The organism is Terasakiella sediminum, from assembly GCF_033100395.1.
GTDB lineage: Bacteria > Pseudomonadota > Alphaproteobacteria > Rhodospirillales > Terasakiellaceae > Terasakiella.
Genome location: NZ_JAWLVJ010000003.1, coordinates 35,787 through 57,338, shown reverse-complemented (window position 1 = coordinate 57,338; position 21,552 = coordinate 35,787). Strand labels below are relative to the sequence as shown.

The 21,552-nt window shown below is 49.9% G+C and carries 20 protein-coding genes; 11 read left to right on the top strand and 9 right to left on the bottom strand.

Annotated elements, in window-relative coordinates:
- Positions 1–48 precede the first annotated feature (48 nt).
- Complete coding sequence (locus RYZ26_RS02820; RefSeq protein ID WP_317681627.1) at positions 49–864, bottom strand: OmpA family protein; 816 nt, start codon at positions 862–864, stop codon at positions 49–51.
- A gap of 275 nt (positions 865–1,139) precedes the next feature.
- On the opposite strand from RYZ26_RS02820, the gene RYZ26_RS02815 reads away from it, so the two are divergent.
- The 8 genes from RYZ26_RS02815 to RYZ26_RS02780 all read left to right on the top strand — a co-directional run bounded on the left by RYZ26_RS02815 (position 1,140) and on the right by RYZ26_RS02780 (position 11,930).
- Positions 1,140–1,820 carry an HAD-IA family hydrolase gene (locus tag RYZ26_RS02815; protein WP_317681626.1) on the top strand — a complete coding sequence of 227 codons (681 nt, stop codon included), beginning with the start codon at positions 1,140–1,142 and terminating at the stop codon, positions 1,818–1,820.
- A 4-nt stretch (positions 1,821–1,824) separates the two neighbouring features.
- Entirely contained in the window at positions 1,825–3,894 is a 2,070-nt protein-coding gene (locus RYZ26_RS02810) for an AsmA family protein (RefSeq protein ID WP_317681625.1), read from the top strand.
- Positions 3,895–3,962: 68 nt separating this feature from the next.
- Positions 3,963–4,676 (top strand): ATP12 family chaperone protein, encoded by a 714-nt coding sequence (locus RYZ26_RS02805; RefSeq protein WP_317681624.1) that lies wholly within the window; start codon positions 3,963–3,965, stop codon positions 4,674–4,676.
- 287 nt (positions 4,677–4,963) lie between these two features.
- Entirely contained in the window at positions 4,964–6,496 is a 1,533-nt protein-coding gene (locus tag RYZ26_RS02800) for an acyl-CoA carboxylase subunit beta (protein ID WP_317681623.1), read from the top strand.
- A gap of 38 nt (positions 6,497–6,534) precedes the next feature.
- The gene (locus RYZ26_RS02795; RefSeq protein ID WP_317681622.1) at positions 6,535–8,535 is read left to right on the top strand and encodes an acetyl-CoA carboxylase biotin carboxylase subunit; all 2,001 of its coding nucleotides are present in this window, start codon (positions 6,535–6,537) and stop codon (positions 8,533–8,535) included.
- Between the two features lie 215 nt (positions 8,536–8,750).
- Positions 8,751–10,859: a bacteriohemerythrin gene (locus RYZ26_RS02790; protein WP_317681621.1), complete on the top strand. Its 2,109-nt coding sequence runs from the start codon at positions 8,751–8,753 to the stop codon at positions 10,857–10,859.
- A gap of 45 nt (positions 10,860–10,904) precedes the next feature.
- On the top strand, positions 10,905–11,180 hold the full coding sequence (locus RYZ26_RS02785; RefSeq protein ID WP_317681620.1) for an acylphosphatase: 276 nt from the start codon (positions 10,905–10,907) through the stop codon (positions 11,178–11,180).
- Between the two features lie 108 nt (positions 11,181–11,288).
- Positions 11,289–11,930 carry a hypothetical protein gene (locus RYZ26_RS02780; protein ID WP_317681619.1) on the top strand — a complete coding sequence of 214 codons (642 nt, stop codon included), beginning with the start codon at positions 11,289–11,291 and terminating at the stop codon, positions 11,928–11,930.
- 143 nt (positions 11,931–12,073) lie between these two features.
- On the opposite strand, the gene RYZ26_RS02775 is transcribed toward RYZ26_RS02780, so the two are convergent.
- Positions 12,074–13,102: an RluA family pseudouridine synthase gene (locus RYZ26_RS02775; protein ID WP_317681618.1), complete on the bottom strand. Its 1,029-nt coding sequence runs from the start codon at positions 13,100–13,102 to the stop codon at positions 12,074–12,076.
- A gap of 12 nt (positions 13,103–13,114) precedes the next feature.
- Positions 13,115–13,510: a fluoride efflux transporter CrcB gene (crcB, locus tag RYZ26_RS02770; RefSeq protein ID WP_317681617.1), complete on the bottom strand. Its 396-nt coding sequence runs from the start codon at positions 13,508–13,510 to the stop codon at positions 13,115–13,117.
- A gap of 168 nt (positions 13,511–13,678) precedes the next feature.
- Between crcB and RYZ26_RS02765 the strand changes: the two genes are divergently transcribed.
- On the top strand, positions 13,679–14,479 hold the full coding sequence (locus RYZ26_RS02765) for an ion transporter (RefSeq protein ID WP_317681616.1): 801 nt from the start codon (positions 13,679–13,681) through the stop codon (positions 14,477–14,479).
- Between the two features lie 108 nt (positions 14,480–14,587).
- Here the strand turns inward: RYZ26_RS02765 and RYZ26_RS02760 are convergent, their stop codons facing one another.
- The 3 genes from RYZ26_RS02760 to RYZ26_RS02750 all read right to left on the bottom strand — a co-directional run bounded on the left by RYZ26_RS02760 (position 14,588) and on the right by RYZ26_RS02750 (position 17,739).
- Positions 14,588–15,877, bottom strand: a complete 1,290-nt coding sequence (locus RYZ26_RS02760) for a replication-associated recombination protein A (RefSeq protein WP_317681615.1) — start codon at positions 15,875–15,877, stop codon at positions 14,588–14,590.
- A complete protein-coding gene (locus tag RYZ26_RS02755) occupies positions 15,874–17,292 on the bottom strand; it encodes a DegQ family serine endoprotease (protein WP_317681614.1) in 1,419 nt (472 codons plus the stop codon). The genes RYZ26_RS02760 and RYZ26_RS02755 overlap by 4 nt, the downstream gene beginning before the upstream one ends.
- Before the next feature lie 75 nt (positions 17,293–17,367).
- On the bottom strand, positions 17,368–17,739 hold the full coding sequence (locus RYZ26_RS02750; RefSeq protein WP_317681613.1) for a cupin domain-containing protein: 372 nt from the start codon (positions 17,737–17,739) through the stop codon (positions 17,368–17,370).
- Between the two features lie 119 nt (positions 17,740–17,858).
- Here RYZ26_RS02750 and RYZ26_RS02745 point away from each other — a divergent pair, with 119 nt between their 5' ends.
- Together RYZ26_RS02745 and RYZ26_RS02740 are read left to right on the top strand one after the other, a co-directional pair.
- Positions 17,859–18,707, top strand: coding sequence for an AraC family transcriptional regulator (locus RYZ26_RS02745; protein ID WP_317681612.1), 849 nt, complete (start codon positions 17,859–17,861; stop codon positions 18,705–18,707).
- 45 nt (positions 18,708–18,752) lie between these two features.
- Positions 18,753–19,355 carry a LysE family translocator gene (locus tag RYZ26_RS02740; RefSeq protein ID WP_317681611.1) on the top strand — a complete coding sequence of 201 codons (603 nt, stop codon included), beginning with the start codon at positions 18,753–18,755 and terminating at the stop codon, positions 19,353–19,355.
- Between the two features lie 60 nt (positions 19,356–19,415).
- On the opposite strand, the gene rplQ is transcribed toward RYZ26_RS02740, so the two are convergent.
- The 3 genes from rplQ to rpsK form a co-directional block, all read right to left on the bottom strand.
- Entirely contained in the window at positions 19,416–19,856 is a 441-nt protein-coding gene (rplQ, locus tag RYZ26_RS02735) for a 50S ribosomal protein L17 (protein WP_317681610.1), read from the bottom strand.
- Positions 19,857–20,003: 147 nt separating this feature from the next.
- Positions 20,004–21,020 carry a DNA-directed RNA polymerase subunit alpha gene (locus RYZ26_RS02730; RefSeq protein ID WP_317681609.1) on the bottom strand — a complete coding sequence of 339 codons (1,017 nt, stop codon included), beginning with the start codon at positions 21,018–21,020 and terminating at the stop codon, positions 20,004–20,006.
- 124 nt (positions 21,021–21,144) lie between these two features.
- On the bottom strand, positions 21,145–21,537 hold the full coding sequence (gene rpsK, locus RYZ26_RS02725; RefSeq protein WP_317681607.1) for a 30S ribosomal protein S11: 393 nt from the start codon (positions 21,535–21,537) through the stop codon (positions 21,145–21,147).
- Between the last annotated feature and the right edge of the window lie 15 nt (positions 21,538–21,552).

Genomic DNA, 21,552 nt, shown 5'->3' with positions numbered 1-21,552 from the left:
CCCCAGAAAATCAGGAGCCGCCTTCTTCATTAAAGATAATCGCTTATCTTATTTGAACTTGATGGTTACACGGCGGTTACGTGCTTCCTCCACATTGTCGCCTGTTGTAACTGCATTCATGTTCTCACCGCTTGCGCCCACACGGATGGACTTGCCAGAAATACCATGAGATTTCAGGAAGTCGGAAACCGCTTGCGCACGAGAAAGTGCCAGCGCTTCGTTGTAAGCAGAGTCACCTTTGGTGTCCGTATGACCTTCAACCATCAGCGCATCAGCACCTCGACCCATCATGGAAGCTTTCACCAGCAGGCCTTTGGCTTCGTCTGTCAGCATCGAGCTGTTGAAGTCGAAATAGACAACGATGTCATCCATCTTCTTCATCATTGGCTTTTTCTCTGCCATGTCAGCCAGACCAGCCATGAAGTACTTTTTACATGCTTCGATATCTTCCGGCTGGAAGTTTTCTTCCTGTTCCTGCATCCAGCAGTCAAAGCCAGCTTGTGCACGCGCCGCAGCTTGTGGGTATTTCACCTTGCCGCCCTGCGCAAACGCCATGGTCAGCTTGTTGCGCGCCATGGTCAGTTCTTCAACTTTATCATCCGGAATGCGACGATCTGCAACCATTTGCGGTTCTACATCGCCCATCGTGGCCGCACGTGCTTTGGACACGAAGCGGCGTGCATCGCGCCAATCGCCTTCGTCACGTTCCAGGCCTGCAAGACGTGCATATTCGCCTTGAAGTTCTTTCTGGAAAGCCGAACCATCGTTCGGTGCCATTTTAGCGCCTTCTACATCCCAGTTAGATGCACAAGCTGCCAAAAATGGGAGTGCGCTCAATGCAACGGCTGTTTTTAAAAATTTCATGAATTAGCCTCCTAGACTTTTTTCCCTATCGCTCGACTTAACAAAACTAAACGAATGTATAATCACGCTGTCTTGCCACTCTCATAAATTCAACGCACGTATTTCTCAAAGATATTCAATTGTCTTTGTTTTCAAAACTGTGCCTTAAATCTTGCAAATTTTCTACATTTGTAGAAGCATTTGAAAAGTAAGATCATTAAAATGATTGTGTCGCACGTCAAAGAGTGCAAGCTAAATATTTATGATTATGACTTTTTTTCCAAATGGAGCCCCTTTTGAACACTGAGACCCCTTTACAACTGGCGATTTTCGACTGTGACGGTACATTGGTAGACAGTCAGCATTCCATTATCAAAGCCATGGACCTGACCTGTAAAACCTATGGAATCGACAAATTAGGGCGCGACTCGGTACGCAGAGTCGTTGGATTACCCCTTGAAATTGCTATGGCAAACCTGATTGACGGTCTCACCCAATCACAATGTGATGAAATGGCCGAATGCTATCGTAACCATTTCCGCACCATGCGCATAAATGATGATGTGGAAGAACCGCTTTTCCCCGGCACCGTCGATGCGCTTAATCAATTGGAAGACGACGGATGGTTACTTGGCGTTGCTACAGGCAAGGCAATGCGCGGTTTAATTCCAACCTTGCAAACCCACAATCTGGAAAAGAAATTCACCACTCTTCAGACGGCGTGTCGGGCGCGCGGCAAACCGGACCCTGAAATGGTGGAAAAAGCCCTCAATAAAACCGGGGTGGAAACGCAGAATGCAATTGTAATTGGCGATACGACTTACGATATCCATATGGCATGTAACGCAAATGTAAAATCAATTGGCGTTGCCTGGGGGTATCATGAACCAGACGAACTGATGGAGGCTGGTGCAGTTTCAGTCATCCATGACTATTCAGAACTGACACAGGCGATAAAAAAAGCGATGGAGACTTGAGCATATGGGACGCATTAAATTAATTGTCGGCGGTATTTTTGCCGTCATCGTGGGGGGTATTGTTGCGGGTGTTGCAATCCTCAGCTCCATGGACTTCAACCAATATAAAGGCATGATCGCGGAAGAAGCCAAGGCGGCCACAGGCCGTGATCTGGTGATTGCAGGTGATCTTAATCTTGAAATCTCCCTCAGCCCAAAAGTCCGGGTTGATGGCGTCACCTTTGCCAACGCAAGCTGGGGATCACGCCCGGAAATGGTCAAGCTGAAAAGCTTTGCTGCGGAAATGAAACTCCTGCCCCTGATCTTCGGCGATATCCATATCGTTGAACTGGTGCTGATTGAACCAGACATCCTGCTGGAAACCGATAAATCCGGAAAAGGTAACTGGATGATGGGTGAGGCTTCCACCGAAAAGAAAGAAGAAGAAAAGTCTGAAAGCGCATCCGGTGGCAGCCTGCCTGCCGTCAGTGCGGTCCGTATTGATAAAGCACGTTTCACCTATAAAGATGGTCAGAAAGGCGAAGAAACCTCTATCGTCATTGATACCATGCAGGCCAAAGCCGCCGACCTGAATGATCCGCTGGACCTGTTGTTCAAAGGTTCCTTCAACAATCATGTGGTGGAACTGACAGGTCAGCTGGGTTCGCCCGATGCGTTAATGAGCGGCGATCCTCTGGATGTCAATCTGGCGCTGAAAGCAGCTGGGGCCGTTGTGAATGTCACAGGTAAGATTGCAGAACCCGCAGCAGGTAAAGGTCTCAACCTTGCCATTTCCGCCAAAAGTGACAATATCGCCAAGCTGGCAGAACTGGGCGGTGCCAAAGTTGGCAAAGTCGGCCCCTTTGAAATGGCCGCAACAGTTTCTGATGGCGATAAATCCTATAAGCTAGGTGGCTTGAGCATCAAGATCGGCCAGACGGACTTAAGCGGTGATGTTACCGTCAGCCTTGCCAATAAAAAGCCTTATATCAATGTGGCACTTGCCTCCAACCGCTTTGCGCTGAATGACGTTCTGCCACAAGGTGAAGAAATGGCAGAAGCTGCTCCCGCACCAAAGAAAGAAACCTCTGACAAACCAGCAAAACTCTTCCCCAAAGCCCCCTTGCCAATCGAAGGCTTAAAAGCGGTAAATGCGGATGTGTCTTTCAAAGCCAAGAAATTCATCCTGGGTGATTTTGCACTCAACAACCTGTCTGATGTGATCTCGCTTAAAGACGGAAAAATGACGGGCCAGCATGACTTTGTTATGGGCGGTGGCACATTTGGTGGCCACATCAATTTTGATGGTCGCAAACTGCCTGCCAATCTTGATGTTGATCTGACAGGCAAGAACCTGGGACTGGGCAAAAGCCTTGAAGAAACAGGGGTGACCGACCTGATCCATGGCGGTGCGACCCAGATGAAGATCAATCTGAAGGCATCCGGTAAATCAGCCGCTGGCCTGATGGCATCGCTGCAGGGTAAGACCCTGATCAATGTCGGGGAAGGTAAAATCAAGTCTGACAAAGTAAACTTCCTTGGCGGTGATCTGGTCACTGGCGTTCTGGAAAATATCCTGCCAAGCGGGACGGAAGGTGAATTCACCCCCTTTGCCTGTATGGTGGTCAATCTGGATTTTGAAAAAGGCGTTGCAGATTACGATAAACGCATTGCTGTTCAAACCAATGTGATGAACATCTCAAGCTCCGGCAACATCAACCTGGCAAAGGAAACACTGGATATCGGCATCAAGCCCGAACCCCGTGGCGATTCCGTTGATTTAGGCGTCAATGCGGGCGGTATTGCCAGTATGGTGCGCCTGACTGGTCCGCTGTCTTCGCCTGGTATCGGTATTGATGCGCTGGAAACAGCCAAAGCCGCCATGGGCGTTGCCTCTGCCATTGCAACAGGTGGTGTGTCCCTGCTGATCAGCGGACTAACCGACAAAGCCCTGTCGGACAGCGCACCTTGTGATACTGCCCTTGGCATCAAATCCAGCCAGAAAAAATCTTCTTCCGGCACCACTCAGAAGAAAGAAGAAAAGTCAGACAATCCAATTGGTGGCTTGCTAAATATGCTGGGAGGGAATAAATAAGGCCCCAAATTTAACTATTACGCCCTTCCCTGTTATTCAGGGAGGGGCGATAATTTGGGGAAAAGACAATGGATCCATCTGCACCACTGAAACGTTTTTATAAGACCGTCAGCGTCGATCAGGACGGCGATGGATTTCGTGTTCTGTTAGATGGTCGCCAGCTGAAAAGCCCGGCCAAACGATCCATGCTCCTGCCCACCAAAGCACTGGCTGAAGCCCTTGCAAAAGAATGGGATTCACAGGACGAAAACATCCTGCCCCTCACCATGCCCCTGATGGCGCTTGCGTCCACAGCCGTTGACCGGATCGGTCAATTGCGTGATGGCGTTGTCGAACAAATCGCAAAATATGGCGAAACTGATCTTATCTGTTACTGGACCGATGACCCTGCCGACCTTGCCAAGCGCCAGTCGGACACCTGGCTGCCCCACATCAAATGGGCAAAAGACCGTTATGGCGCGACACTGAAAACCCAGACAGGCATTCTCCATATCGAACAATCCCAGGATGCCATTGACGCGCTTAAAAAAGCCGTTGATGCCCTGAACGACTGGGAACTGGCGGGCCTTTCCATCGCCACCCATGGCACAGGTTCCATCATCCTCGGTCTTGCGTTAATCGAAGGCGTGATTGACAGCGAACAGGCCTTTGAAGATTCCCAGGTTGATGAAACCTATCAGATCGAACAATGGGGTGAAGACTGGGAAGCAGCTGACCGCCGAAAAGCCCTGCGCGCAGACCTGCAATCCGTCACAACCTGGATTGAACTTCTCAAAGACTGATCAACCTGATCACCGATTCTTACCCAAGAATGTCCTTTTTGATAATTTTATGTGCTATTTTTCTGGCATTCTTGGGTTGCCTAAAATATAAAATTTCACTTTTCCTTTTTATAAAATATTTTAAAATCAAATACTTATTTGGTATTTTTGCATTAAATCGGTAATTCGGTATTAGAGTACGTATTTTTTCTGGAACAGCGTATCCGATTGTGTTATTCAATCTCTCAGGAAGGCATCAGTCTTCCACATATATCGACTGCCCGGTTGGGCGAAGGGGACATATATAGATGCACGACATTATCCAAATGCTGGACGAAAAACGCGCGAAAGCACGTCTGGGCGGTGGTCAGCGCCGTATCGACTCACAGCATAAAAAGGGCAAGCTGACAGCCCGTGAAAGAATTGACCTTTTCCTTGACGAAGGTTCCTTTGAAGAATGGGACATGTTCGTTGAACACCGCTGTACCGATTTTGGTATGGAACAAGACCACACACCGGGCGACGGTGTTGTAACAGGTTACGGTACTGTAAATGGTCGTCTGGTTTTCGTTTTCTCTCAGGATTTCACTGTATACGGTGGTTCTCTGTCAGAAACACACGCTGAGAAAATCTGCAAGATCATGGATCAAGCCATGAAAGTTGGCGCGCCATGTATCGGTCTGAACGATTCAGGTGGTGCCCGTATTCAGGAAGGTATCGCTTCTCTGGGTGGTTATGCTGATGTGTTCCAACGCAATGTTGAAGCCTCCGGTGTGATCCCTCAAATCTCCATGATCATGGGCCCATGTGCGGGTGGTGCAGTATACTCCCCTGCCATGACTGACTTTATCTTTATGGTTAAAGACAGCTCCTTCATGTTTGTAACTGGTCCTGACGTTGTTAAGACTGTGACACATGAAGAAGTCACACAGGAAGAACTCGGTGGTGCAATCACGCATACAACCAAATCCGGTGTTGCGCACCTGGCTTTTGAAAATGATGTTGATGCGCTTGTACAGCTGCGCGACTTTGTTGACTTCCTGCCAAGCAACAACAAAGAAAAAGCACCACACCGCCCAACAACTGACCCGGCGGACCGTGATGATGCATCACTTGATACGCTGGTCCCGAGCAATGCCAACATGCCTTATGACATGAAGGAACTGATTGAAAAAGTTGTCGATGAAGGTCACTTCTTTGAAATCATGCCTGACTTCGCCAAAAACATCATCGTCGGCTTTGGTCGCATGAATGGTGACACTGTTGGTTTTGTTGCCAACCAGCCAATGGTTCTGGCGGGTTGCCTGGATATCGACAGCTCCGTTAAGGCTGCACGTTTCGTTCGTTTCTGTGATGCGTTCAACATTCCGCTGGTGACATTTGTTGACGTACCAGGCTTCATGCCGGGTACCGATCAGGAATACAACGGTATCATCACCCACGGTGCGAAACTGCTTTACGCTTTTGCGGAAGCAACTGTACCAAAAGTGACTGTGATTACCCGTAAGGCTTACGGTGGTGCTTATGACGTAATGAGCTCCAAACACCTGCGTGGTGATGCGAACTTCGCATGGCCATCTGCGGAAATCGCGGTAATGGGTGCCAAAGGTGCGGTGGAAATCATCTTCCGTCAGGACATCGGCGATGCTGATAAAATTCAAGAACGCACAGACGAATATGCCCGCAACTTCGCCAACCCGTTCAAGGCTGGTGGCCGCGGCTTCATTGATGATGTGATCATGCCACACGGTACACGTCGTCGTATCTGTCAATCTCTCGCAATGCTGAAGAACAAAGATCTGAAGAACCCCGAGCGCAAGCACGGCAACATCCCTCTTTAAGATCGTCTCAAGTAAGCTATTGAAAAGGAAACGGACACATGTTCGATAAAATCCTGATTGCAAACCGCGGTGAGATTGCTTGTCGCGTAATCAAATCAGCCCGTAAGATGGGCATCAAGACCGTTGCGGTCTATTCTGACGCCGATAAAGACGCGCTGCACGTCGAAATGGCGGACGAAGCCGTTAACATCGGTCCAGCACCAAGTGCCCAGTCTTATCTGGTCATGGAAAACATCCTGGACGCCATCAAACAAACAGGCGCACAAGCTGTGCACCCTGGTTACGGCTTCCTGTCAGAAAACGCTGCGTTCTTTGACGCTTTGGATGAGGCTGGCATTGAATTCATCGGCCCTGAAAAACTCGCCATCCAGGCAATGGGTGACAAGATTGAATCCAAACTTCTGGCGCAAAAAGCGGGTGTAAGTACTGTACCTGGTTACACAGAAGTCATTAAAGACACCGACCACGCGGTCGAAATCTCCAATAAAATCGGCTACCCGGTTATGCTGAAAGCCTCCGCCGGTGGTGGTGGTAAAGGTATGCGTGTTGCCTTTAACGAAGAAGAATGCCGCGACGGTTTTGAACGTGCAACCTCTGAAGCGATTTCTTCTTTTGGTGATGGCCGTGTCTTCATCGAAAAATTCATCGAAGAACCACGCCACATCGAAATTCAGGTTCTGGCCGATAAACACGGTAACGCCGTTTATCTGCAGGAACGTGAATGCTCGATCCAGCGTCGTCACCAAAAGGTAATTGAGGAAGCGCCATCGCCATTCCTCACACCTGAAACACGTAAGAAAATGGGTGAAGAAGCTGTTGCTTTGGCAAAAGCTGTGGATTACCGTTCTGCCGGTACTGTGGAATTCATCGTCGATAAAGACCAGAACTTCTACTTCCTGGAAATGAACACCCGTCTGCAGGTGGAACACCCTGTAACAGAACTGATCACAGGTGTTGACCTGGTTGAATGGATGATCAAGATCGCTGACGGTCAGGAACTGACCCTGAAGCAGGATGAAATTCCAATCAACGGCTGGTCCATGGAAAGCCGAGTTTATGCGGAAGATCCTTTCCGTAACTTCCTGCCATCAACTGGTCGTCTGATCAAATATCGCCCACCTGTTGAAAGCGACACGGTTCGTGTTGACACAGGCGTTTATGAAGGTGGCGAAATCTCCATGTTCTATGACCCGATGATCGCCAAGCTGATCACATGGGGCAAGGATCGTGAAGAATGTACTGAAAACATGAAACGTGCCCTTGATGAATATTACATCCGCGGTGTAGGCCATAACATCTCGTTCCTGAACGCTGTTATGTCCAAGCAACGTTTTGTTGATGGTAACCTGACCACAAACTTCATCGCCGAAGAATATCCAGATGGCTTTGATGCGTCCATGGTGCCGCAGAAAGACCCGAAAAACCTGGTGGCTGTTGCCTGCTTCATGAAACGTATGGAGACAGAGCGCGAAACCATGATTTCCGATCAGATGGAAGGTGGTCGTGGTCGTCAGATTAACGATGAATGGGTTGTTAAATATAACGACGAGAAATTCAACGCGACTGTGACACCAAACGAAGTTGAAGGCTATGACGTTGCCATCGACGGTGCGACCCTGCATGTTCGTTCTGAATGGACATTTGGTGAGCCCCTGTTCTTTGCTGACATCAATGGTCACGAACTGTGTGTCCAGGTTGACAAGCAACCAACAGGCTACAGCCTGTTCCACGCTGGTGCACAGGCTGATGTAAAAGTCATGACTGCCCGTCAGGCTGAACTGAACGACCTGATGCCGTTTAAAGCACCGCCTGACATGTCTGCCTTCCTTCTGTCGCCAATGCCAGGTCTGCTCCTGTCCATTGCGGTTGAAGAAGGCCAGGAAGTCAAAGCAGGTGAAGAGCTTTGCGTAATCGAAGCCATGAAAATGGAAAACATCATGCGCGCAGAAAAAGATGTGGTCATCAAAAAGATCCACGCTTCTGCCGGTGGTAGCCTTTCTGTTGATGAGAAAATCATCGAATTTGAAAGCGACGATTAAGGCAAGTTTTGACAGGACTTGAGAAAAGGCAGCTGATCATTTCAGCTGCCTTTTTTTATGCTATGTCACCAATTGTGCATTTGCTTATACACGTAAAGATAATACACCTATCCGTAAGAACCTGATTAGGTGGTCAAAAACTTGCGCTGCATCATATTGCGGCGCACATAAACATGATAATTTCCCTCCAAACACCCATGAAGGGGGAATAGATCATGTCATTACAAAACATCTCAATTTCAAAAAAAATCCTGATGCTCTCGCTGATTGCGTTCACAGGTATTGTTGTACTGGTTGGCATCAGCCTGCAACAATTCAAAGCCACAATGATTGCAGACCGGGAAATTAAAACCCGGCATATTGTCGAAACGGCCTACTCTATTGTTGAAAATTTCGCCAATCGCGCTGAGGCGGGTGAACTCTCTTTGGGTGAAGCCAAGCAACAAGCTGCAAAAACCCTGCAAGCCATGCGCTATGATGGATCAGAATATCTGTTCATCACAGATTTCAACGCAACCATCGTCATGCATCCGATTAAACCGGAACTAAACGGCAAAGACCTGTCAGCATCAAAAGACCCAAAGGGCGTGCCGCTGTTCCAGCTGGTTGCAGCAACAGCGAAATCCGGTGACGGTTTCGTCTCTTATCACTGGCCCAAAGCTGGTTTTGACGACCCGGTGGAAAAACTGTCTTTCGTAAAAGGCTATAAGCCATGGGAATGGGCCATTGGCTCCGGCATCTATATGGATGATGTGGACAGCGCCTTTTTCAATCAGGTTCTGGTCCTTGGCGGCATCGTTATCGCAGTTTTACTGATCGTCTTTTTTGGATCATTTTTGATCGGACGTGACATCACAAGACCATTAGCCGTCATGACACAAAACATGTCTGCTCTGGCCTCCGGTGATCTATCAACCGAGATAAGGGGCCGAGAACGCGGTGATGAAATCGGTGATATGGCCGATGCCGTTCAAGTCTTCAAAGACAATATGATCAAGACACAAGAACTGACCCGCGCACAGGAACGCGATCAGGAAATCAAGGAACAGCAGCGCCAGTTGATCAACAGCTATATCCGTGAGTTTGAAGTCACCATGATCAATGTGCTGGATGGGCTCAACAACGCCGATGCCTCGGTTCGATCTGCGTCCAAGGATGTTTCTGCTGAATCAACCGAAACCAAACTGCAGGCCACAACGGTTGCCAGTGCCTCAGAAGAAGCCACCGCCAATGTGCAGACGGTCGCCGCCGCCGCCGAAGAACTTTCCAGTTCCATCTCCGAAATTGGCCGTCAGGTGAGACAGTCTTCTGATGTGACATCACGTGCCGTGGCCCAATCCGAAGCCACATCTGCACAGATGGGCGAACTGGCGGGGGCTGTCTCCAAAATCGGGGAGATCGTAAACCTGATTAACGATATCGCTGAACAGACCAACCTCCTGGCCCTGAACGCAACCATCGAAGCTGCCCGTGCGGGTGAGGCTGGCAAAGGCTTTGCGGTTGTTGCTTCCGAGGTCAAGAACCTCGCCAACCAAACCACACGTGCGACCGAAGACATCACCCAGCAGATCACCGAAATTCAAAGCTCGACTGACCGCTCTGTCGATGCCATTCGCTCCATCGCGGGTGTGATTACAGAGATCAATCAAATCTCTTCCACCATTTCCACAGCGGTGGAACAACAAAGTGCCGCTACCCAGGAAATCGCCATGAATGTGGATCAGGCCTCCAGTGGCACACAGGAAGTCTCCACCTCCATTCAACAGGTGCAGAAATCAGCCGAGGCTGCCAATGAATCGGCCAACGTCTTGATGCAGACTTCTGAAGGACTGGAACGTGAATCCAATACCTTACGTGAGCAGGTCGCGCGCTTCTTAAAACAGGTTCAACTTGAAGATGTGGATGAACAGACACTATTCACCTGGTCCGATGACCTATCCTGCGGCGATGCGCGCGTGGATGAAGATCACCAACAAATGCTTGTGCGCATTAACGAGCTTTATAACGCCATCAAACACAACAGCGAAAGCGGCGTGGTTGCGGGCATGTATAAGGACCTGAAAGACTATACGCTGCAGCACTTTAGCGAAGAAGAAAAAGTGATGGAACGTGTTGCTTATCCTGATCTGGAAGCCCACAGGGAAGAACATTCGGTCTTCATCAACCGGGTAGAAAAATCCTATGACGACTATATCCAGAACCCAAGTGAATATGCCTCTGTTGAACTGATCGGACTGCTGGCCAGCCTATGGCAAAAACATATCAGCACAACCGACAAGAAATTTGCGACTTTTATGCAAAACAATTCTAAACAAGCCGCCTGATCATGCTAAGGTGGGGTCAGGACCAACGACCCCACCTAATTGATTATGAAAACAGTAAATTTAAGAATTACCGGACGCGTTCAGGGTGTCTGGTATCGCGCCTGGACCCGTGACACAGCGACAGAACTTGGCCTCAACGGCTGGGTGCGCAACCGCATGGACGGCAGTGTGGAAGCCGTCGTGCAGGGCGACGACGCAGCCATCAATCAGTTGATTGAAAAATGCTGGGGCGGATCGCCTGCTTCCAAAGTCCATGACATCAAAGTCACCAATAGCGATGAAACGGTGGATGCCGGATTCAAGCAGGAACGCACTGTTTGACGAAAAAGCGATTTACGCGCATAATATCGGCTATTCGGCGCGCAGAAAGAAATTCTGCATTAGGCGTGAAAAGAACCCTGACATCATAAAATTGATTACGTTGACGCTATGGCCATTCCCAGCTTAGGCACCACGGTTCCTTTTCAGACTCTGGAAAACATCTCTCCGGCAGAGGCTAGAGAGACCAGAGAAGCACGTGCGGCGGCCACTGCAGAACGCCGTAATACCAACCAACGTGTCGCTATCAATGTTGACAATAATCCACAACCTCAACGTACCGTCAGCGACCCAACCCAGATCAGAAGCCGCCTAAGCGCTGATATCGCCGAAGACATCCAACGCGGGATTATTGACCGTGCGGACGCGCGCGCCGTGCAGGATGCCCTGGATAATCTCGATCAGATCATTCAGGATAACGTCAACGCAACTGATATTCAGATCACACAAGAACGCCGCAACAGAAACGCAGATACCAGTGCGCAGGATGCGGCAGATAGCACGCGCGTTGCCGGAACAGAAACCAGCACGTCTTCTTCAGGTATCGTCACTGAAACCACGCTTTATGCCAATGGGGCGCAGGACACCAGCCAGTATTATCTGGCCGCACAAGACCTGACACGCCCCAGAGCACAGGATCAAAGCGCTTTATCCACCATTCAGGAAAGCCTGCAGCAATCCGGCCAGGATCAGGCCACGGTTGATTACGCCAACCGCCTGCTCAGCCAGAACCGTCTGGATATTGTGGGTTGATTGCCTTGCCCTCTCCCTGTCATCCCGGATTTATTCCGGGACAACCCGTTGAGGGAAAAGATAAATTCTCAAACATGCCATCTACAGATTGTCCCGCAACAAGTGCGGGATGACAGGGAGCGTGTGTGGGATGACAGATTGAATTAATCGTGGCGCTTGTAGGTCGCCGTCACTTTCTGTGTCAGGTCAAACAGCTCGTCAGCGTCTTCTTCATCCACATCAAAGCCAAAGAAATCCCACGACTTGATCATGTGATCCGGCATAGGGGCGGTCACATCGATGACACCATAACCATCCGGTGACGGGATTTGCAGGCGACGGGCATGAAGGTGCATTTTCTTGGAAACCCCATCCCCTGTCAGATATGCGTCCTGGCCACCATATTTGCCATCACCCTGAATAGGTGTCTTCAGGTACGCGCAATGAACACGCAACTGGTGTGTGCGACCTGTGCGCGGTTCCAACGCAACCCAGGCAGCGACGTTCCCGGTGCTTTCGATGGTGCGATAAAGGGATCGCGCATCCTGGCCTTCATCCGCATCGATGACCATCCGTTCGCCATGATGGCTGTGATATTTCGCGATGGGCTGAAAGACCTTGCCTTCTTTCGGAGTTGGCACTTTAACCGTCAGCGCCCAATAGAGCTTACGTGCATCCTTGGTCTTAAACGCCTTGGTCATTTTGGCCGCAACATTGGCACTGCGTGCGAGCAGCAAAACACCGGAAGTATCTTTATCCAGACGATGACACAGTTTGGGCTTTTCCGTCTTTTCATATTTCAAAGCATGCAACAAGCCATCCAGATGACGTTTCACGCCCGTGCCGCCCTGTGTCGGAAGGCCCGCAGGCTTGTTGATCACGATCACATCGTCATCGCGGTACAAGACCCAGCTGCGGATTTCTTCGATTTCCTGATCCGACAGATGGGCATCCTGTTTCTTTTCAATGGGTTTTACGCCGCCATCATTGCCAAAGGGCGGGACGCGCACGACCTGACCCGCAGAAATACGCTGGTTGGATTTCGCCCGTTTGCCATCCAGTCGGATCTGACCTTTGCGCAGCAGCTTTTCCAGACGACCATAGGACAGTTCTGGGTAATGACGTTTAAACCAACGGTCCAAACGGATATCGTCGTCATCATTGGCGACGGTAATTTGCTTCACACCGGACATAGCGGGCGTTCCTTATGATAAGAGGGCTTTCATCGATTGCATGCCCATATATAGGGCTGCGATGGACAATGCAACAGATAACCCGGTATAAAGCGCCAATTGCACCCATTCACCACGGCTGCCCAATGTTATCACATCCAGCGAAAATGTGGAAAAAGTGGTAAAGGCACCCAGCATCCCGACCACCAGCATGGCCCGGATTTCCGGACTGGGTGACCAGGCGAGTGCCGAGATTTCCACCAATACCCCCAAGATAAACGAGCCCAGAATATTCACCGTCATGGTTCCGTAAGGAAAGTGTGATCCCGCATGATGCGCCCAATGACCCACCATGGAAACAACCGCAAACCGCCCCATCGCGCCGATGGCCCCGCCAATGGCGACATAGATAAATGTAGTAAATGACATAAAAATCAGAACCAGTTGTGAATAATTTTCACTGAATCTATCAAAAAATGCGGCACTGCACCATAGAAATATAGAAGATGGCTGGAAACCTTCTGATTATCATTGATTGAAGCGCTAAAGCAGACTATTTCTGTGGGCAATGCTTATCTTTTAGGGGAATAAAAGACGATGGATTTGCGAACGAAAGTTGCCAACTGGATTGAGGGTCCAAAAGTTCAGCACTTCATTACGGCTGTGATCATCATCAATGCCATCACATTGGGGTTGGAAACGGATGCCGGGATCATGGCGGAATTTGGCCCAGCCCTCCATCTGATTGACCAAGTTGCGCTTAGCATCTATGTGGTTGAAATTCTCCTGAAACTTTTTGGCCGGGGCTTAAGCTTCTTTAAAGATGGCTGGAACCTGTTTGACACCCTTGTTGTCGGCATCGCACTTATCCCGGCTTCTGGACCACTCGCGGTTCTTCGATCTTTCCGTATCCTGCGGGTGCTTCGTCTTCTATCCACCGTGCCGCAGATGCGCGCGGTTATTCAGGCCCTGATCACGGCCATTCCGGGCATGTTTTCCATCATCGGGTTGATCACCGTGATCTTTTATGTTTTTGCCGTTTTGACCACAAATTTCTATCAGGATACCTTTACCGAATGGTTTGGCGATATCGGGGCCTCCATGTACACGCTGTTCCAGATCATGACACTGGAAAGCTGGTCCATGGGAATCGTGCGCCCTGTGATGGCAGTCCACGAAGATGCCTATTGGATTTTCATTCCCTTCATCATGATCACCACCTTTGCCGTTGTGAACCTGATCATCGGTGTGGTGGTTGACGCCATGCAGAGCCAACACACCGCCGATGCCCAGGAAGTCGAAGCCAACGCCCATGACGAACGCGAAAACCTGCTCCTGGAAATCGTTGCTTTGCGTGACGAGATGAAAGAATTGAAAGAGATTATTAAGGCGAAGTAAGTTTATACAAATTCGTCATGCCGCACCTGTTGCGGCATAATGGGAAAAGTCCGCGCTCTGGCACTACTCCATTAGCCCGCAACGCGTGCGGGCTGACGGTTTCCCCAACTACCACTTCTCGCGTCTCAGCTTTGCCCAATAGGCCTGACGTTTAGAAAGTTCGCGCTCAAACCCTTTGTCTTTGGGGTGATAGAACTGCTGACGCCCCAATTCTTCGGGGAAGAAATCCTGACCGGAAAAGCCGTCTTCAGCATCGTGATCATACTGATAGCCCTCGCCATAGCCGATCTCTTTCATCATTTTGGTGGGGGCATTCAAAATGTGTTTGGGCGGCATCAACGATCCCGTGCGTTTTGCCATATCCCGTGCGGCCTTGTAACTCACGTATGACGCATTGGATTTCGGTGCCGTCGCCACATAAACAACGGCCTGTGCAAGCGCATATTCCCCTTGTGGACTGCCCAACCGTTCATAGCTTTCCCACGCCTGTAAAGCTTGCGTCATGGCATTGGGGTCCGCTGTGCCCACATCTTCGACCGACGTAATCAGCAGGCGACGCGCGATATATTTCGGGTCTTCCCCGCCATCCAGCATCCGGGCAAACCAATAAAGGGCCGCATCCGCATCACTGCCGCGCAGGGATTTCTGGAAGGCGGAGATCAGGTTATAGTGGCCTTCCTGGGACTTGTCATAAATCGGCATGCGTTTCTGCACGACCTGAGAAAGCGTGTCTGTGCCCAACACTTCCCCATCCGGCACTTCATAGACCGCTTCCACCATATTCAAAAGATACCGCCCATCGCCATCAGCCATCGCCCGCAAGGATGCACGCGCATCTTCATCCAACGGCAAATCACGCTTCTTTTCCGCCTCTGCCCGGCCCAAAAGCCCTTCCAAGGCGTCATCAGACAAGCGATTGAGCACCATCACCCGGCAGCGTGACATCAAGGCTGCGTTCAGTTCAAAAGACGGATTTTCCGTCGTTGCCCCGACCAGCACCACCGTACCGTCTTCGACAAAGGGCAGAAAGCCATCTTGTTGCGCACGATTGAAGCGATGGATCTCATCGATAAACAACAAGGTGCCCTGCCCGCCTTCGCGGCGCATCTTGGCATCCTTAAAGACTTTTTTCAGATCAGCCACACCGGAAAAGATGGCAGACAGTGGTTCGAAGTATAAATCCGTCTTATCCGCTAAAAGCCGCGCCACAGTGGTTTTACCGCACCCCGGCGGCCCCCACAGGATCATCGAAGTCAGGCGCCCGCCATTGGCAACCATACGGCCAATAGGGCCATCTTCGGCCAACAGATGGTCCTGCCCGATCACCTCTTCCAGCGATTGGGGGCGCAGACTGTCAGCTAAAGGCCGTGGGGCCTGATCTTCGAATAGGGAACTCATCCGCGGAATCTTAGCTCTTTTCGTTTACCATTGCGAATAATACCGACAAGCCAGTCGCCTTTGCGCGGTTCAAACTTGTTCAGCACCCGCACCAGATCACGCACGGATTTAATCTCAATGCCGTTGATCCCGGTGATACGGTCGCCGGGCTTGAAGCGCAGGCGATTGGCCGTACTGCCCCGACGAATTTTTTCAATCGCCACACCGGACAACATGGTGTTCCACCCCAGTTCATCATTCAGCGCCGGGGACATATTCACCACGACCGCACCGTCAAACGGGTGATAGCCTTTTAGGCCTGTCTGATTGCGCTTGGGGGTTTCAGGTGGTGGCAAAGCTTCAAACATCAGTTTCACCTGCTGTCCACGGCGCAGAACGCCCAATTCAATGGTATCGCCCAATGCCAATGTCGCCAGACGGAAACGCAGGGCCTGTGGCTCATTAACTTCACGCCCGTCGATGGACAGGATGATATCGCCCCGTTTCAGACCCGCCTGGTCCGCGGGACCTTTGGGATAGACGTCATCAATCAATACGCCTGTCGGGCGTGACAAATTAAAACTGGTGGCCAAGTCTTGTGTGACAGCCTGACCGTTTGCCCCAAGCCACGGGCGAACCACCTTGCCTGTTTTGCTAACGCCCGACAGAACAGAGCGCACCATACTGGCCGGAATCGCAAAGCCGATACCGTTAGACCCACCGCCTTTGGAATAAATAGCCGAATTCACCCCGATCAGCTTGCCATGCATATCCACAAGCGCACCACCGGAATTACCCGGGTTAATGGCCGCATCGGTCTGAATAAAGAAGCTGTAATCGGTAATGCCGACCTGCGTACGTGCAAGCGCTGAGACAATCCCGCTGGTCACCGTCTGGCCAACACCAAAAGGGTTACCGATGGCAAGCACCAGGTCACCCACTTCCAGACTATCAGAATCACCCAGTTGCAGGGTCGGCAACATCTCGCCTTCCGTGTTGATTTTAAGGATGGCAAGGTCTGTGCGTTCGTCTGACCCCAAGAGCTTGGCTTCATATTCCCGACGATCATTCAAAACCACCTTGATGTCATCAGCCCCTTCAATCACGTGATGATTGGTGATCACCACACCGGTTGGCTCAACAATCACGCCGGAACCCAGAGAGTTCTGAACCTTTTTCTTACGCCCACCTTGCTGCGGGGCATTGGGAAAGGCCTGCCCAAAAAAACGGCGGAAGAAAGGATCGTTAAACAGCGGCGAACGCGTACGCGTGCGCACCGTCTTGGTGGTAAAAATATTCACCACCGCTGGTGCGGCTGACTTCACCAAAGGAGCATAAGACAGCTGCACTTCAGACTGAGAAGAAGGCACTGTTTTAATTTCGGCATGTGCCACATTCATCACAAAAAAGGACAGAACGACAATTCTAAATAACATATGGACCCGTATTTTCGGCATTTTCAGGAATGATTAATGTGTTCTTATCATCTTGAGAACGCAAGTCCAAGCCTGTTAGCCTTCTAACTGATCTTCCACTGATTTTGTTTTGTCATCTTGCACATTCCCCGTATGCAGTGTCGTTTTTGTCTCCACCAACGCAACAAGGCATTCCTCAGCTGCAATTGGGTTGTGTTCAACGCCCTTGGGGATCACATGCACGTCACCTACGCCCAGATCCACCACATGGTCACGATATTCAATACGCAGATTGCCTTTCAAAATATAAAACAGTTCGTCTTCATCCTCATGTGCGTGCCAAACGAATTGCCCTCTGATCTTGGCAACTTTGACATATTGATCATTCACTTCCGCCACCACACGTGGCGACCAGTATTCTGTCAGACTTTCAGCTTCTTTTAAAAGATTGGTGGAAACAGCAAACATAAGGGCACTCCAAATTCGATAAAACTATCCAGAGGATTTCACAAGCCTGTCATGCAATCCACCTTTTAAAGTGCACAAATGTTCTAGACTTTCTCTGTGAATGTGGTTTTCTTGTAACTATGACGCATTCTAAACAGGAAAGCTGGCTGAATTTACAATTTGATCCGGCCACAGGGATTGAGACCCTGCACGCACATTTCAAAGGTCATGCCTATGATTCCCATTGGCATGAAACCTATGTTATTGGCCTGACTGAAAGCGGGGTCCAGCAGTTTGACTGCCGCCACAAAACCCACAACTCCCTTGAAGGCGGATGTTTCCTTTTGGAACCGGGCGAAGTCCACAATGGCCGTGCGCCTTGTGAAACGGGCTTTACCTATCGCACGCTCTATATCCCGCAAGACTGGCTACACCAGCAGATCAACGATATGTTTGAACAAAAGCCAGACCATTTCGAACTGACATTTAACAACACGCTCTGTGCCGATAAACGGCTGGCTGCGGCCACATCAGCAGCCTTTATGGCCAAACATATGAATGACCCAAAGATCGTGCAGGAAGGTTGCCTCGACCATATGATCCAGGCCCTGACCAGTCATATGAACTGGCGACAAAAGAAACAATCAGAAAACGGCCACCATCTGGCCTATCGCATCCGTGATTATTTCCATGACCACATGGAAGACGATATCCTGTTACAGGATGTGGCCACCGAATTTGGCTATGACCGTTTCCAGATCAATCGTGCTTTCAAAAATGCCTTTCATATCTCGCCCCATGTCTACCTGATCCAGCTGCGGCTCGCTAAAGCCCGAACGTTACTTGCAGGCGGACGGTCCCCCAATGACGTGGCCCATCAACTTTGTTTTTCAGATCAAAGCCATCTGGGACGTTGGTTTAAACGCGCGTATCGTTTGACCCCGGCAGCATACAAAAAATGCTGCACACCTGTTCCAGACAGGCAGTAACAAAGTTTCAGATAATGAAGGTCATCAACGAACAAGGTGACCAACATGATTTCTTACTTCGCAAGCTTTTCCCTTTTTGCCTTTATCGCCGCCATTACGCCAGGCCCTACCAACATTATTTCGCTTTCCACCGGCATGCGCGCGGATGTCCGCTCTGCCCTGCCCTTTATGTTTGGATCAGCAAGTGGGGCTGGTATGTTGTTATTCCTGACCTGCCTGGGGATGACAGAGATCTTTAAACATTATCCGTCCTTACGTATATTTATTACCCTTGCCGGGTCCATCTGGCTTAGCTGGATGGCGTGGAAATTGTTTAATCTCAACGCAGCCGAAGCCACATCGCTTGAAAAGCTGCCCACCTGGCAAGACGGTGCCATTCTTCAATTTATAAATCCAAAAACCTGGATGACGACACTGAGCATGAGCAGCCTGTTTTATTCAACACACCTCGATCAGGTAACCAATGCTGTCAGTCTGGGACTAATCTTCTTTGCGATCACCTGTCCCTGCATGCTGACATGGGCAGCCATGGGAAAATATTTACAGCAGCATATCAAATCAACCCGTCATCAGAGACTGATCTATAAAACGCTTTCACTTCTGCTGCTGATGACCGTCTGGGGTCTGGTTTATGACGTATTGTCTTAAACGCAAAAAAGGCGGCTACCATATGGTAACCGCCTTTTTCGATGTGGTGCAAAGAGAAGCTTATACAGCTACGTCTTCAATCGCATCTTCTGCTTCGCGTTCGGCTTCAACGCGGGCTTTATCTGCAGCGCCTTTGGCGTCTACATCACGATCTACCAACTCGATGAAAGCCATCGGGGCAGCATCGCCTGTACGGAAACCAGCTTTAAGAACGCGTGTGTAGCCACCTTTACGATCCGCGTAACGTGGACCCAGGACTTCAAACAGTTTCTTAACAGCAGCTTCGTCGCGCAGTTCAGCCAGAGCTTGACGACGCGCGTGCAAATCACCGCGTTTGCCCAAAGTGATCATTTTGTCAGCAATGCTGCGCAGATCTTTTGCTTTTGGCAAAGTTGTTTTGATTTGCTCGTGTGTAAGCAGAGCAACCGCCATGTTCGCAAACAAAGCGCGGCGGTGTGATTTAGTACGGTTCAGTTTGCGACCAGATAAACGGTGACGCATGACGGTATCTCCTATCTATTCGTTTCGCCAGTAGCGAAAGCGATAAGTAAAACTTTCCGCCGCGCCTCTGTTCAATCCAAAACAGAGGCAGGAACGAAAAGGTTGGATCAAAACGATCCGGTAAACTTCGGCTTACGGCCTGTCAGATCAAAATGGATCTTCCAGACGTTTTGCCAAATCTTCGATATTTTCTGGCGGCCAGCCGTCCACATCCATACCCAGCGAAAGTTCCATACCGGAGAGCACTTCTTTGATCTCGTTCAGGGACTTACGACCGAAGTTAGGTGTACGCAGCATTTCCGCTTCGGTTTTCTGTACCAGATCACCGATGTAGATAATGTTGTCGTTTTTGAGACAGTTAGCAGAACGAACAGACAGTTCCAGTTCGTCCACTTTACGCAGCAAGTTCTTGTTGAACGGAAGGTCGTCTTCTTTCTTCTCCACAACAGCCACTTCTGGCTCTTCGAAGTTGATGAAGAGTTGCAGCTGGTCTTGCAGGATACGACCCGCCAGAGCAACAGCGTCCTCCGGTGTCACGGAACCGTCAGTGGTGACTGTCAGAGACAGTTTGTCATAGTCGGTTACGCGGCCAACACGAGTGTTGTCTACCTTGTAAGATACTTTCTTCACAGGTGAGAAGATCGCATCAACAGGTATCAAACCGATCGGAGAATCTTCCGGACGGTTCTGAACAGCAGGCACATAGCCTTTACCCGTATCAACGGTAAATTCAATGCTCAGTTTCGCATCGGCATCCAGGTGACAGATCACCAGATCGGGATCCATAACTTCCATGTCACCAGGGCATTCAATCATGCCAGCGGTTACAGGACCTGGGCCAGTTGCTTCCAGATGCATTTTCTTTACGCCTTCGCTTTCACAGCGAAGCGCAATGTTCTTAACGTTAAGAACGATATCAGTAACGTCTTCACGGACACCCGGGACAGACGAAAACTCGTGCAAAACACCATCGATTTGGATAGCGGTTACTGCTGCACCTTGCAGCGACGACAGCAACACACGACGGATGGCGTTACCAAGAGTCAGACCGAAGCCACGCTCGAGTGGTTCAGCAACGATAACAGCCGTACGACCATCATCTTCACCGGATTTCACTTCAAGCTTGGACGGTTTGATGAGTTCTTGCCAATTCTTTTGAATCACAACCCTGACCTCACACAAGTATAAAAAAAACAGCGAATCCGTTTTACAGGCTATTCAAGCCAAAAACCGATACCCAAAAATGGTACCGGTTATTGGCATAAGAAGAACCTGTCGGACAGGCAGATTAGACGCGACGACGTTTGCGCGGACGGCAACCGTTGTGCGGGATAGGTGTCACATCCTTGATAGAAGTGATGTTGAAACCTACAGCATTCAACGCACGAAGTGCTGATTCACGCCCAGAACCTGGACCTTTAACCAAAACTTCAAGAGTTTTCATGCCGTGATCCATCGCCTTTTTGCCTGCATCTTCAGCAGCAATCTGTGCAGCGTAAGGTGTAGACTTACGAGAGCCTTTGAAACCTTGTGCACCTGCAGAAGACCAAGAGATAGCATTACCTTGTGCATCGGCAATGGTGATGATCGTGTTGTTAAACGTTGCGTTAACGTGTGCAATACCGGAAACGATATTTTTGCGCTCACGTCTTTTAGTACGCTGTGTTGTAGCTTTTGCCATTATCAAACAATCCTA

Coding starts and splice junctions, on each gene's coding strand:
- RYZ26_RS02820 (WP_317681627.1), bottom strand. CDS start 864: ATGAAATTTTTAAAAACAGCCGTTGCATTGAGCGCACTCCCATTTTTG.
- RYZ26_RS02810 (WP_317681625.1), top strand. CDS start 1,825: ATGGGACGCATTAAATTAATTGTCGGCGGTATTTTTGCCGTCATCGTG.
- RYZ26_RS02805 (WP_317681624.1), top strand. CDS start 3,963: ATGGATCCATCTGCACCACTGAAACGTTTTTATAAGACCGTCAGCGTC.
- RYZ26_RS02800 (WP_317681623.1), top strand. CDS start 4,964: ATGCACGACATTATCCAAATGCTGGACGAAAAACGCGCGAAAGCACGT.
- RYZ26_RS02795 (WP_317681622.1), top strand. CDS start 6,535: ATGTTCGATAAAATCCTGATTGCAAACCGCGGTGAGATTGCTTGTCGC.
- RYZ26_RS02790 (WP_317681621.1), top strand. CDS start 8,751: ATGTCATTACAAAACATCTCAATTTCAAAAAAAATCCTGATGCTCTCG.
- RYZ26_RS02785 (WP_317681620.1), top strand. CDS start 10,905: ATGAAAACAGTAAATTTAAGAATTACCGGACGCGTTCAGGGTGTCTGG.
- RYZ26_RS02780 (WP_317681619.1), top strand. CDS start 11,289: ATGGCCATTCCCAGCTTAGGCACCACGGTTCCTTTTCAGACTCTGGAA.
- RYZ26_RS02775 (WP_317681618.1), bottom strand. CDS start 13,102: ATGTCCGGTGTGAAGCAAATTACCGTCGCCAATGATGACGACGATATC.
- crcB (WP_317681617.1), bottom strand. CDS start 13,510: ATGTCATTTACTACATTTATCTATGTCGCCATTGGCGGGGCCATCGGC.
- RYZ26_RS02765 (WP_317681616.1), top strand. CDS start 13,679: ATGGATTTGCGAACGAAAGTTGCCAACTGGATTGAGGGTCCAAAAGTT.
- RYZ26_RS02760 (WP_317681615.1), bottom strand. CDS start 15,877: ATGAGTTCCCTATTCGAAGATCAGGCCCCACGGCCTTTAGCTGACAGT.
- RYZ26_RS02755 (WP_317681614.1), bottom strand. CDS start 17,292: ATGTTATTTAGAATTGTCGTTCTGTCCTTTTTTGTGATGAATGTGGCA.
- RYZ26_RS02750 (WP_317681613.1), bottom strand. CDS start 17,739: ATGTTTGCTGTTTCCACCAATCTTTTAAAAGAAGCTGAAAGTCTGACA.
- RYZ26_RS02745 (WP_317681612.1), top strand. CDS start 17,859: ATGACGCATTCTAAACAGGAAAGCTGGCTGAATTTACAATTTGATCCG.
- RYZ26_RS02740 (WP_317681611.1), top strand. CDS start 18,753: ATGATTTCTTACTTCGCAAGCTTTTCCCTTTTTGCCTTTATCGCCGCC.
- rplQ (WP_317681610.1), bottom strand. CDS start 19,856: ATGCGTCACCGTTTATCTGGTCGCAAACTGAACCGTACTAAATCACAC.
- rpsK (WP_317681607.1), bottom strand. CDS start 21,537: ATGGCAAAAGCTACAACACAGCGTACTAAAAGACGTGAGCGCAAAAAT.